Raw genomic sequence first — 11,050 nt, 5'->3', positions numbered from 1 at the left:
TGACTTTTGGCACGCTGTTGAGTTCTCAAGGAACGGACGCTTCCTTTGTACTCACCCTCTCGGGCTTTCCTCCGGGCGCTTCCCTTCGGTGTTTCGTGTTTCCAACCTTACCAGATCCGTTTTCCGTTCCGTTCCCGGTTCGGATTCATTTCCAGTGGCCGTTGGAGGGCCTTTGCCTTTCGGCGTGTTCACTACGTTAGCGGATTCCCTCTGCAACTCATAATCGAGTTCCGCGAGTTCGAATTCAGGCATGCGAGCACGCCAAATTCGCCCCCGCTGAGGGGAAGTCGTAGGTAGTGGTTGGCCGCTTCCGGCTGCTGGCAGAACGCCGTACCCGGGTCAAGCGGCTCGGGCCACATTACGGTCCCCCAGGGGCCGCGTCAAGTTCGGCGGCGTCGGGGCGTATGGGCCCGATAAGGGCTCACCGTCGGGTCGTTGGGGATCCAGAAGCGCCAGGGGTGGACGGCTCCGTCACCGCCGACTCCCGTACGCGGACCGTTGCTGACCTGGTCGGGGTGGTGGGGCGTGCCCGCAAGGAGAGTGAGAGGGGCGCCCTGTGCCGCGCAGAGGTCGGCGCCGTTCAGGCTTCGGTCCACGTCAAGGGCCGTGGCCAGGCGGGCCGGGCCTTTGGCCAGTTCCCTGTCGTTGCGGGCCGAGAGCCGACGCTTGCGGGCGATCTCGGCACCGGTGGTGATCTCCCCTGCCCTGAGCAGGACTCCGCTCGCCTTGCCCTCCGGGCCGCACACCACGTTGAGGCAGTGCCACATGCCGTAGGTGAAGTAGACGTACGCGTGTCCGGGCGGACCGAACATCACGCTGTTGCGGGCGGTGGGGCCGCGATAGGCGTGTGATCCGGGGTCGGCATCGCCGGCGTACGCCTCCACCTCTGTCAGGCGCAGCTCGATCGGGCCGTCCGGTGAGCTGCGTACGAGAACGCGACCCAGCAGATCCGGGGCCACATCGAGGACAGGGCGCTCGAAGAAGTCACGTGTGAGGGGCGTACGGTCAGGGGCCTCGATCATGGCGTCCGAGCCTACTGGACACGGTCTGTACAGGCGGGTGGTCACCGGCCGGGCGGATTGCCAGGGTGAGGACGCGGAACCGGACGTGGGTCCACCGCGTTTGTATGGATCAAGGATTCAAGTCGAGTCGAACCACAGGCGGGGCCTGGGGAGGAGAGTCATGGGGTTCAAGAAGCTGCTTGCGAGCCTGGGTGCCGGTGGTGCTTCGGTGGAGACGGTGCTGACCGAGGTCAACGTCGTACCCGGTGGAGTCGTCCAGGGTGAGGTGCAGATCCAGGGCGGGTCCGTGGACCAGGAGATCGAGGGTCTGTCCGTCGGTCTGCAGGCCCGGGTCGAGGTCGAGGGTGCCGACCAGGAGACGAAGCAGGACATCGAGTTCACGAAGCTGCGGCTCGGTGGGGCCTTCACGCTCCAGGCGGGCCAGATGCACACGGTGCCGTTCGGGCTGGAGATCCCCTGGGAGACGCCGATCACCTCCATCGACGGGCAGCAGCTGCGCGGGATGAACATCGGTGTGACCACCGAGCTCGAGATCGCGCGGGCCGTGGACTCCAGTGATCTGGACCCGGTCAACGTGCACCCGCTGCCGGCGCAGCAGGCCATCCTGGATGCCTTCATCCAGCTGGGCTTCCGCTTCAAGAGCGCCGACATGGAGCGCGGTCACATCCGTGGCACGCGCCAGAAGCTGCCGTTCTACCAGGAGATCGAGTTCTTCCCGCCGCAGCAGTACCGCGGTCTGAACCAGGTCGAGTTGAGCTTCGTGGCCGACGACCGCGAGATGGACGTCATCCTGGAGATGGACAAGAAGCCGGGTCTCTTCAGTGAGGGCAGCGACTCGTTCCGGTCGTTCAAGGTCGGTCTGAACGACTTCCAGGGCACGGACTGGGCGGCGTACCTCAACGAGTGGCTGTCCCAGGTCGGCAGCAAGCGCAACTGGTTCTAGGCTCGGAACGGAAGAGCTGTAGAGCTACCGCCGATCAGGAACCAACCAGGAGGTGCCGACGTGACCGAGCTCAAGAGGCCGCCGCTTCCCCATGACTTCCACCCGCCCGTGGCGTCGTTCACGGTCGTGAGCGAGGACTTCGAGCCGGGGGCGGTCCTTAAGGACGCTCAGGTCCAAGCGGCCGGGAACACCTCGCCGCACCTGCGGTGGGAAGGCTTCCCGCCGGAGACCAAGAGTTTCGCCGTGACGTGCTTCGACCCGGACGCGCCCACGGGCAGCGGGTTCTGGCACTGGTCCGTCTTCGACATCCCGGTCTCGGTGACCGAACTGCCCACCGGTGCGGGCAGCGGGAAGTTCGAGGGACTGCCCGAGGGCGCGGTGCAGGTGCGCAACGACTACGGGACGAAGGAATTCGGGGGCGCCGCGCCGCCGCCCGGTGACCCGGCGCACCGCTATGTGTTCACCGTGTACGCGGTGGATCAGGAGAAGCTCGGGCCCGACTCGGACGCCTCGCCTGCCGTCGTCGGATTCAACCTCCGGTTCCACACGCTCGGGCGCGCGCAGGTGCTCGCCGAGTACGCGGCTCCCGCCGGTAGCTGAGCGTTCACTGAACGTTTGCCCGTCCCTGGTCATGGAAGTGATCAGGGACGGGCATTTTTTATTGCGTTGTCCATCTCGGCGTGCCCGGCCAGAGTTGATCCCAGCCCGCCAGGGGGTGGGTCGGTGTGCATACGGGAGGTGGGCGAAATGCGGGACACGCTGGTGCTGAACGCGAGCTTCGAGCCGCTGTCGACGGTGACGCTGAACCGTGCCATCGTGCTGGTCCTTACCGACAAGGCCGTTGTCGAGCAGGCCCACCCCGGACTCCGTGTGCGCGCGGCGGCGGTCGAGATACCGGTCCCCCGGGTGATCAGGCTCTGCAGGTATGTACGGGTGCCGTTCCGAAGACGGGCTCCGTGGTCTCGGCGCGGTGTTCTCGTACGGGACCAGCACAGGTGCGCGTACTGCGGGAAGCGGGCGACGACCGTGGACCACGTGGTGCCGCGGGCGCAGGGCGGTACGGACTCGTGGCTGAACACGGTCGCTTCGTGCGCGATGGACAATCACCGCAAAGCGGACCGTACGCCGGAGGAAGCCGGAATGCCGCTGCTGCGCCAGCCGTTCGAGCCCACGCCCGCCGACGCGATGCTGCTCGCCCTCGGCCGGGACGGCATCGCCTCGCTGCCGAAGTGGCTCGCGCAGTCGGCCGCGTGAACTGACGAAGCGTAAGAGACGTAGGAGAAGGGCCCGTCTCCACCGGTGCGGTGGAGACGGGCCCTTCTCCTGCGTCGTACGCCGCTTGTCAGTCGATCGGCGGCTGTTCGCGGCGCTCGGTGGGCGGGGCGCTCGGGCCGCCGGCCATCGGGCCGAAGTTGCCCATGGCGCCGCTCAGGCCCTTGAGGGCGTCGCCGATCTCGCTGGGCACGATCCAGAGCTTGTTCGCGTCGCCCTCGGCGATCTTCGGGAGCATCTGGAGGTACTGGTAGGCGAGGAGCTTCTGGTCGGCGTCGCCCGCGTGGATGGACTCGAAGACCGTGCGGATCGCCTGGGCCTCGCCCTCGGCGCGCAGGGCCGCGGCCTTGGCCTCACCCTCGGCGCGCAGGATCGCGGACTGCTTCTCACCTTCGGCGCGCAGGATCTCCGACTGCCGTACACCTTCGGCCTGGAGGATCGCGGCGCGCTTGTCGCGGTCGGCGCGCATCTGCTTCTCCATCGAGTCCTGGATGGAGGTCGGCGGCTCGATGGCCTTGAGCTCGACGCGGTTGACGCGGATGCCCCACTTGCCGGTGGCCTCGTCCAGGACACCGCGCAGCGCCGCGTTGATCTCCTCGCGGGAGGTCAGGGTCCGCTCCAGGTCCATGCCACCGATGATGTTGCGCAGCGTGGTGACGGTGAGCTGCTCGATCGCCTGGATGTAGCTGGCGACTTCGTACGTCGCGGCGCGGGCGTCGGTCACCTGGTAGTAGATGACGGTGTCGATGTTCACCACGAGGTTGTCCTGGGTGATCACCGGCTGGGGCGGGAACGGGACGACCTGTTCACGCAGGTCGATGCGGTTGCGGATCGAGTCGATGAACGGGACGACGATGTTCAGACCGGCGTTCAGCGTCCGGGTGTAGCGGCCGAAGCGCTCGACGATCGCCGCACTGGCCTGCGGGATGACTTGGATCGTCTTGATCAGGGCGATGAAGACCAGCACCACCAGAATGATCAGGACGATGATGATTGGTTGCATCGTTGTTCCCCGTACCCCTCTTGCTCGGTGTTCCCGGAAGATCCGCAGAGCCGGAACGCGGGCCTGCGAAGATCTTGCTGGTCGAGTCTGTCAGACCGCCGCACACCCCGTGGTGGATTCACATGACGATGGCCGTCGCTCCGTCGATCTCGACGACATCCACCTCGCGTCCCGCCTCGTAGCTCTGGGCGGTGTCGAGCGAGCGGGCCGACCAGATCTCGCCGGCGAGCTTGATCCGGCCGCCGGAGGCGTCGACCCGTTCCAGGACGACGGCCGTCCTGCCCTTCAACGCCTCTACTCCGGTGGCCAGTTCGGGCCGTTGGGAGCGGTGTCGCGCCGCCACCGGGCGTACGACCGCGATGAGCGCGACCGATACCGCGGCGAAGACGACGACTTGAAGTACGGTGCCGCCGCCGAGGCCGGCGGTCACGGCGCCCGCGACAGCGCCCACGGAGAGCATGCCGAACTCCGGCATCGCGGTCAGTACGAGCGGGATTCCGAGCGCGGCGGCGCCGATCAGCCACCACACCCATGCGTCGATGTCCACGTGGTCATCGTAGGACCGCGGGACCTTTCCGCACAGGGCACGTGATCTATCGGCCGGAGTGGGCCCGGCCGTTCGCGCCGGTGTCAGCCGAGCGGGAGGCCCTGTGCGCTCCAGCGCTCGCCCCGCTCCTCGACCACCAGGGGCAGTCCGAAGCACAGGGAGAGGTTGCGGGAGGTCAGTTCGAGCTCCAGCGGACCGGCGGCCATGATCTTGCCCTGGCGGATCATGAGGACGTGGGTGAAGCCGGGAGCGATCTCCTCGACGTGGTGCGTGACCATGATCATCGAGGGGGCGATCGGGTCGCGGGCCAGGCGGCCGAGGCGGCGTACGAGGTCTTCGCGGCCACCGAGGTCGAGGCCGGCGGCGGGCTCGTCCAGGAGGAGCAGCTCGGGGTCGGTCATCAGGGCGCGCGCGATCAGGGTGCGCTTGCGCTCTCCCTCGGAGAGGGTGCCGAACTTGCGGTCCAGGTAGTCGGTCATGCCGAGGCGGTCGAGGAAGGCGCGGGCGCGCTGCTCGTCGACCTCCTCGTAGTTCTCGTGCCAGCCTGCGGTCATGCCGTACGCGGCCGTGAGCACCGTCTGGAGGACGGTCTGGCCCTTGGGCAGCTTCTCGGCCATCGCGATGCCGGCGACGCCGATGCGCGGGCGCAGCTCGAAGACGTCCGTGCCGGGCCTGCCGAGGGTCTCGCCGAGGATGGTGGCGGTGCCGGTGCTCGGGTAGAGGTAGCTGGACGCGACGTTCAGGAGGGTGGTCTTGCCCGCGCCGTTCGGTCCGAGGATGACCCAGCGCTCACCCTCCTTGACCGACCAGGAGACCTGGTCCACCAGAGCCCGGCCCTCGCGGACCACGGATACGTCCTCCAGCTCCAGTACATCGCTCATGAGCGCGTTGTCTCCCATTGCAGTCTCGGCTGTCGCTTGCGTCTGTGGACGCAGTCCCCTGGGAGAAAACCTACGCCACCGGTCGAGCGCTCCAGCCCCTAGCCCGGTCCTTAGGCTGTACGCATGCTCTCGGAACCACGCTCAGGACGCTTGGCAGCATGGGGAAATGCCCTACTTGCCGGACTTGTCTCGCCGGACGACGCGGTGCTCGCGATAGTCGGTGACGACGCCGTGCACCGGGTCGAAGGTCTTCCCGGCGAGTCGGGGCCGGTCGGCCTCACCCTGGCCCTCGGGCGATTGCGCACGCTCGGGGTGACCGGGCTGCGGGTCGCGCTGCCCGCGCCGGGCCATCCGCTCGGCCTGAGCGGGCCGCCCGACTTCAACGCGCGGGCCCTGGAGGCGCAGGAGGCGGTCGTCGCCTACGGGGCGCCGTACGGCCTGGTGCCCGAGGTCTCGGAGGCGGGGCCCGCCGGTGATGTGCACGTGGAGGTCCTCTGGCGCTGCATGTCCGTACGGGAGGCGCCGCCGGCCGACGTGCCCTCGCTGGGCGAGGCGGAGCGCGAGCTCGCCGAGGCGCTGCGGGACGCGACGGAGGTGCTCTCGCGGCTCGACGTCGCGGGCTCGGGGCCGGTCGCCGAGGCGGCGGTGGACGCGTACCGGGCGCGGGCCGAGCGGGGGCGCGAGGCGCTGGCGCCCGGATACCCGCCGCGTGCGGTGCGGGTGTTGGAGCTGGCCCAGCGGGTCGGCCTGCTGATCTCGGTGGCATTCGAGAACGGCCACGGCGGAGCCGTGAGCGCCTCGGAGATGGCCGCGCGCGGCGAGGCGCTCCGTCCGGTGGAGCGGACGGCTCGGCGGGCGCAGGTGGCCGCGTACAACGCTTATGTGGAGGAGCGGGAGCGGTAGCCGGGGGTGGGCGCCCTGGCAGTCCTCGGGGTGGCCCGGTGACTGCCGCTTCGCGGCGGGGGTGTCTCTTGGCTGCGGGTGCATCGTGGCTTGCCACGCAGTTCCCCGCGCCCCTACGACTGCGGGTGCATCGTGACTTGTCGCGCTCATGTGGCGGAGCCGCAGATCGACACGGCCCCGTGCCCCTCGGGGCGCGGGCAGCCGCACATCGATACGGCCCCGCGGGCGATGCCCGCGGGGCCGTGGCTTCGGGGTGCGTCAGTGGTTGACGCCGAGGTTGCCGAAGGCCGGGTTGAGGGCGCCGATGACCGACACGGTGTTGCCCACGGCGTTCACGGGGATGTGCACCGGCGCCTGGACCAGGTTGCCCGAGCCGACGCCCGGCGACTTCACGGCCTTGCCGTGGGCCTGCGCACCGTCCGTGGCGGAGGCGAGAGAGGCACCGGCGACGACGAGGCCACCCGCCACCATCGTGACAGCAGCGGCCTTCTTCAGGTTCTTCACTTCTGGACCCTCCTAGCGATCGCTGCGACCAGCCGCCGCAGCACGCACTGGAGAACGGCCCGGCGGCGCGGAGGTTGCGCCAAGTGGGGGACATTGACACGACGGTATGAATCTCAGACCGGAACACGACGCTCCGGTCCGCCGGTCGACCAGGTGCGCGCAGACGCCGATCAGCCGGTCACACCATGTCGTACGGCCCACAGGGCGGCCTGGGTGCGGTCGGCGAGGTCCAGCTTCATCAGGATGTTCGAGACGTGGGTCTTGACGGTCTTCTCGGAGAGCACCAGCGCACGCGCGATCTCACGGTTCGAGCGCCCGTCGGCGATGAGCCCCAGGACCTCACGCTCCCGCTCGGTGAGCGAACCGCCCCTCCCCTGCCCCGTGTTGGCCTCCTCCTGGGACAGCAGCGCCCCCGCCACCTCGGGCTGAAGCAGCACGTGCCCCGCGTGCACGGAGCGGATGGCGCCCGCCAGGGCGTCCGGGTCGACGTCCTTGTAGACATACCCGGCGGCGCCCGCGCGCAGGGCCGGGACGACCGTGCGCTGCTCGGTGAAGCTGGTGACGATCAGCACGCGCGCGGGGTTGGCCAGTTCGCGCAGCTTGCGCAGCGCCTCGACGCCGTCCATGCCCGGCATCTTCACGTCCATGAGGACGACGTCCGGTTTCAACTGCTCGGCCTGCTCGACGCCTTCGGCGCCGTCCGAGGCCTCGCCCACCACCTCGATGTCGTCCTGCACCTCGAGGAACGTACGCAGACCGCGGCGGACCACCTGGTGGTCGTCGACCAGCAGCACCCGGATCCCTGTCTTCGGATGGAACACAGCGTCAGCCACCGGGAACCTCCATCTCGATCGTCGTGCCCTTTCCGGGCTCCGATTCCACGGTCAGCTGTCCGCCGACCCCGCCGGCCCGGTCCCGCATGGAGACCAGACCCAAGTGCCGCCCCGCGCGCCGGATCGCGCGCGGGTCGAAACCGCTGCCGTCGTCCGTGACCCGCAGCACGGCTCCCGCGCCGCGCCGCACCAGGGCCACGGAGACGCGCTCGGCTCCGGAGTGGCGCAAGGCATTGTGCAGTGCCTCCTGGGCGACGCGCAGCATCGCCTCCTCCTGGGCCGCGGGCAAAGCGCGAACGGCGCAGCTCTCGAAGGTGACTTCGGCGGAGTGCGCGCGGTCAAGGACCTGCGTGTGCGTGCGCAAGGTGGCCACCAGGCCGTCCTCGTCCAGGGCGGCGGGGCGCAACTCCACGACGGCGGCGCGCAGTTCGTCCGCCGCCTCGGCCGCGAGGGTGGCCACCTGCTGGAGTTCGCCCTTGGCGCGCGAGGGGTCGCGGTCCACCAGGGTGGCCGCGGCCTGGGCCGTCAGGCGCAGCGAGAACAGCTTCTGGCTGACGGCGTCGTGCAGTTCGTGGGCGAGGCGCGAGCGCTCCTCGGCGATGGTCAGCTCGCGGCTGCGTTCGTAGAGACGGGCGTTCGTGAGGGCGATCGCGGCGTGCTGGGCGAGGATCGAAAGGAGCTCCTCGTCCTCGGCGGTGAAGCCGCAACCGCCGTCCGGCTTGGGGCAGTTCTTGTTGGCGAGGAAGAGCGCGCCGAGTGTCTCGTCCCCGTACCGGATCGGCAGGCCGAGGAAGTCGGACATGTCCGGGTGGGCGGGTGGCCAGCCCTCGAAGCGCGGGTCCTTGCGCACGTCGGCGAGGCGCTCGGGCTCGGCCTTGTGCAGCATCGCGGCGAGGATGCCGTGCTGGCGGGGCAGCGGGCCGATGGCACGCCACTGCTCCTCGCTGACGCCGTCGACGACGAACTGGGCGAATCCGCCGTGGTCGTCCGGAACGCCGAGCGCCGCGTACTCCGCGTCGAGCAGCTCGCGGGCGGAGGCGACGATCGTCTTGAGGACGTCGCGCACCTCGAGCTGCCTGCTCATGGCGAGAAGCGCGGAGCTCACCGCGTTCAGGCCGGACCGGTGACCTTGACTCATGGCCTCACCGTACCGGCGGGGTGTGACAGTGCGTATCGGACCTGTGGTGGCCACCGCCTAGGGCCGTGGGCGTAGGCCCAAGGGGCCTGCGGCGTTGCGGCCCGCGCACGAGGCGCCGGGAGCGGGTCCGTTCCTACCGTGGGGGTGATCCGCTGGAGAAGCGGCTGGCCGGGCGACCCGAGGGGACGGATGTCATGCCGGTAGCGATCATCACGGGGGCTTCGAAGGGGCTGGGGCGTGCGCTGGGGGCGGCCTCGCCGAGCGGGGCTGGGATCTGGTGCTCGACGCGAGAACGGCCGCCGTGCTCGCTCGGTCCGCACGCGAGATGGCGGGGCGCGGCGCGCGCGTGGAGGCCGTCGCCGGGGATGTCACGGACGCCGGGCACCGGGCGGATCTGGTGGCCGCGGCGCACGAGCTGGGCGGTCTCGACCTGCTGGTGAACAACGCGAGCGCGCTGGGCGCGGAGCCTCTCGTACGCCTCGAAGAGCTCACGCTCGACGGGCTGCGGCAGGCTCTGGAGACCAATGTGGTGGCGGCTCTGGGGCTGGTCCAGGAGGCGCTGCCCTTGTTGCGGGCCTCGGGTGCGGGGGCGGTGGTCGACGTCAGCTCCGACGCGGCCGTCGAGGCGTACGAGACGTGGGGCGGGTACGGGGCGTCCAAGGCGGCGCTCGATCATCTGTCGGCGGTCCTCGCCGTGGAGGAGCCGGGGATCAGGGTGTGGGCGGTCGACCCCGGTGACATGCGGACCGATCTCTACGAGGCGGCTGTTCCGGAGGACGACACCTCGGGGCGGCCTTCGCCGGAGACGGTGGTGCCCGCCTTCCTGCGGCTGCTCGACGAGCGACCGGCGAGCGGGCGGTACGCCGCACCGGCCTTGCTGAGCGCTCCTTCCTCCCTGGACGCGCGATGACGCTGGCCGTGCGGGTGCCCGATGAGCTGGCGGCCCGCATTCCCGCCGAGCAGCGGGGCCAGGGGCTCGGCAGGGACGCGGTGCGGCTGCTCGTGTCGCGCGGGACGGAGGTCTCGCACCACGCCTTCGCCGACCTGCCCGCGCTGCTGCGGGCCGGGGACCTGCTGATCGTGAACACCTCGCGGACGCTGCCCGCGGCGGTCGACGGGACCGCGGGGCACGCGCGCGTGGTGGTGCATTTCTCGACCCGGGGCGACGACGGACGGTGGGCCGTCGAGTTGCGGGATCCCGACGGCCGGGGCACCACGCGTGCGCGTGCGGGCGGGCCCGCGCATTCAGTCGTGCGGCTCCCCGGGGACGTACGCCTGGTCTTCGAGGAGCCGCTGGCCCCGGGGAGCGGGCGGTTGTGGTGGGCCCGGGTGCCGGCCGACGTGCCCGCGCTGCTGCGGCGGCACGGGCGCCCCATCCGCTACTCCTATACAGAGAGGGACCAGCCCCTCGCCGCCCACCAGACCGTGTTCGCGCTGCCGTCGCCCGACGGGGCGGGCAGTGCGGAGATGCCGAGCGCGGCGCGGCCGTTCACCGCGGAGCTGGTGGCGCGCCTGGTCAGCCGGGGTGTGCAGTTCGCGCCGGTCACCCTGCACACGGGGGTGGCATCGCCCGAGGCGCACGAGCCTCCGTACCCCGAGCTCTTCGAGGTGCCCGGGGCGTCGGCGCGTCTCGTCAATGCCGCGAGGGCGGGCGGCGGACGGGTCATCGCGGTCGGTACGACGGCCGTGCGCGCCGTCGAGTCCGCCGCGGGGCCCGACGGGGTGGTCCGGGCGGCGGCGGGCCGTACGGAGCTCGTGGTGACCCCCGAGCGGGGCGTGCGCGTGGTGGACGGGCTGCTCACGGGGCTGCACGAGCCGCAGGCCTCGCATCTGCTGATGCTGGAGGCGGTCGCGGGCCGGGCCGCCGTCGACCGGGGTTATACGGAGGCCGTACGCCGTCTCTACCTCTGGCACGAGTTCGGCGACGTGCATCTCCTCCTTCCGGAGGAGTTTGCTCACGCAGAGAATTGCGAGGGCAACTGTTGGTGAGGTTGTTACGTGTCC

12 protein-coding genes and 1 pseudogene are annotated in these 11,050 nt (G+C 70.1%); 6 read left to right on the top strand and 7 right to left on the bottom strand.

Annotation, left to right across the window (positions count from 1 at the left end; genetic code table 11):
* Nucleotides 1–380: 380 nt before the first annotated feature.
* Nucleotides 381–1,022, bottom strand: a complete 642-nt coding sequence (locus ACIGXX_RS23055; RefSeq protein WP_399978190.1) for a DNA-3-methyladenine glycosylase — start codon at nucleotides 1,020–1,022, stop codon at nucleotides 381–383.
* 160 nt (nucleotides 1,023–1,182) lie between these two features.
* Here ACIGXX_RS23055 and ACIGXX_RS23050 point away from each other — a divergent pair, with 160 nt between their 5' ends.
* The 3 genes from ACIGXX_RS23050 (at nucleotide 1,183) to ACIGXX_RS23040 (ending at nucleotide 3,219) form a co-directional block, all read left to right on the top strand.
* On the top strand, nucleotides 1,183–1,965 hold the full coding sequence (locus ACIGXX_RS23050) for a sporulation protein (RefSeq protein WP_351161743.1): 783 nt from the start codon (nucleotides 1,183–1,185) through the stop codon (nucleotides 1,963–1,965).
* A gap of 60 nt (nucleotides 1,966–2,025) precedes the next feature.
* On the top strand, nucleotides 2,026–2,565 hold the full coding sequence (locus ACIGXX_RS23045) for a YbhB/YbcL family Raf kinase inhibitor-like protein (protein ID WP_351161745.1): 540 nt from the start codon (nucleotides 2,026–2,028) through the stop codon (nucleotides 2,563–2,565).
* Nucleotides 2,566–2,712: 147 nt separating this feature from the next.
* Nucleotides 2,713–3,219 (top strand): HNH endonuclease, encoded by a 507-nt coding sequence (locus ACIGXX_RS23040; protein ID WP_351161747.1) that lies wholly within the window; start codon nucleotides 2,713–2,715, stop codon nucleotides 3,217–3,219.
* Nucleotides 3,220–3,307: 88 nt separating this feature from the next.
* Here ACIGXX_RS23040 and ACIGXX_RS23035 read toward each other — a convergent pair whose 3' ends face one another.
* From ACIGXX_RS23035 to ACIGXX_RS23025, 3 genes are all read right to left on the bottom strand, one after another.
* Nucleotides 3,308–4,240 carry an SPFH domain-containing protein gene (locus tag ACIGXX_RS23035; protein ID WP_351161749.1) on the bottom strand — a complete coding sequence of 311 codons (933 nt, stop codon included), beginning with the start codon at nucleotides 4,238–4,240 and terminating at the stop codon, nucleotides 3,308–3,310.
* 118 nt (nucleotides 4,241–4,358) lie between these two features.
* On the bottom strand, nucleotides 4,359–4,787 hold the full coding sequence (locus ACIGXX_RS23030) for an NfeD family protein (RefSeq protein ID WP_351161751.1): 429 nt from the start codon (nucleotides 4,785–4,787) through the stop codon (nucleotides 4,359–4,361).
* Nucleotides 4,788–4,870: 83 nt separating this feature from the next.
* The gene (locus tag ACIGXX_RS23025; protein ID WP_351161753.1) at nucleotides 4,871–5,668 is read right to left on the bottom strand and encodes an ABC transporter ATP-binding protein; all 798 of its coding nucleotides are present in this window, start codon (nucleotides 5,666–5,668) and stop codon (nucleotides 4,871–4,873) included.
* A gap of 123 nt (nucleotides 5,669–5,791) precedes the next feature.
* Here ACIGXX_RS23025 and ACIGXX_RS23020 point away from each other — a divergent pair, with 123 nt between their 5' ends.
* Nucleotides 5,792–6,571, top strand: coding sequence for a hypothetical protein (locus tag ACIGXX_RS23020; RefSeq protein WP_351161755.1), 780 nt, complete (start codon nucleotides 5,792–5,794; stop codon nucleotides 6,569–6,571).
* 258 nt (nucleotides 6,572–6,829) lie between these two features.
* Here the strand turns inward: ACIGXX_RS23020 and chpE are convergent, their stop codons facing one another.
* From chpE to ACIGXX_RS23005, 3 genes are all read right to left on the bottom strand, one after another.
* Nucleotides 6,830–7,075 carry a chaplin ChpE gene (gene chpE / locus ACIGXX_RS23015; protein ID WP_351161757.1) on the bottom strand — a complete coding sequence of 82 codons (246 nt, stop codon included), beginning with the start codon at nucleotides 7,073–7,075 and terminating at the stop codon, nucleotides 6,830–6,832.
* Nucleotides 7,076–7,245: 170 nt separating this feature from the next.
* Nucleotides 7,246–7,908, bottom strand: a complete 663-nt coding sequence (locus ACIGXX_RS23010) for a response regulator transcription factor (protein WP_351161759.1) — start codon at nucleotides 7,906–7,908, stop codon at nucleotides 7,246–7,248.
* Nucleotides 7,901–9,046, bottom strand: coding sequence for a GAF domain-containing sensor histidine kinase (locus tag ACIGXX_RS23005; protein WP_351161761.1), 1,146 nt, complete (start codon nucleotides 9,044–9,046; stop codon nucleotides 7,901–7,903). The genes ACIGXX_RS23010 and ACIGXX_RS23005 overlap by 8 nt, the downstream gene beginning before the upstream one ends.
* A 194-nt stretch (nucleotides 9,047–9,240) precedes the next feature.
* Here ACIGXX_RS23005 and ACIGXX_RS23000 point away from each other — a divergent pair.
* Together ACIGXX_RS23000 and ACIGXX_RS22995 are read left to right on the top strand one after the other, a co-directional pair.
* Nucleotides 9,241–9,956, top strand: a pseudogene (locus ACIGXX_RS23000) (SDR family NAD(P)-dependent oxidoreductase).
* Nucleotides 9,953–11,035, top strand: coding sequence for an S-adenosylmethionine:tRNA ribosyltransferase-isomerase (locus ACIGXX_RS22995; RefSeq protein ID WP_351161765.1), 1,083 nt, complete (start codon nucleotides 9,953–9,955; stop codon nucleotides 11,033–11,035). Before ACIGXX_RS23000 ends, ACIGXX_RS22995 begins: the two are co-directional and overlap by 4 nt.
* Nucleotides 11,036–11,050: the final 15 nt, after the last annotated feature.

Source organism: Streptomyces sp. NPDC055243, assembly GCF_044544025.1.
GTDB lineage: Bacteria > Actinomycetota > Actinomycetes > Streptomycetales > Streptomycetaceae > Streptomyces.
This window is presented reverse-complemented; position numbering and strand designations above follow the sequence as displayed.

Excerpts from the sequence above, each read along its gene's own strand:
- ACIGXX_RS23020 (WP_351161755.1), top strand. The coding sequence starts at position 5,792 with ATGCTCTCGGAACCACGCTCAGGACGCTTGGCAGCATGGGGAAATGCC.
- ACIGXX_RS23025 (WP_351161753.1), bottom strand. The coding sequence starts at position 5,668 with ATGAGCGATGTACTGGAGCTGGAGGACGTATCCGTGGTCCGCGAGGGC.
- ACIGXX_RS23035 (WP_351161749.1), bottom strand. The coding sequence starts at position 4,240 with ATGCAACCAATCATCATCGTCCTGATCATTCTGGTGGTGCTGGTCTTC.
- ACIGXX_RS23005 (WP_351161761.1), bottom strand. The coding sequence starts at position 9,046 with ATGAGTCAAGGTCACCGGTCCGGCCTGAACGCGGTGAGCTCCGCGCTT.
- ACIGXX_RS23050 (WP_351161743.1), top strand. The coding sequence starts at position 1,183 with ATGGGGTTCAAGAAGCTGCTTGCGAGCCTGGGTGCCGGTGGTGCTTCG.
- ACIGXX_RS23040 (WP_351161747.1), top strand. The coding sequence starts at position 2,713 with ATGCGGGACACGCTGGTGCTGAACGCGAGCTTCGAGCCGCTGTCGACG.
- ACIGXX_RS22995 (WP_351161765.1), top strand. The coding sequence starts at position 9,953 with ATGACGCTGGCCGTGCGGGTGCCCGATGAGCTGGCGGCCCGCATTCCC.
- ACIGXX_RS23055 (WP_399978190.1), bottom strand. The coding sequence starts at position 1,022 with ATGATCGAGGCCCCTGACCGTACGCCCCTCACACGTGACTTCTTCGAG.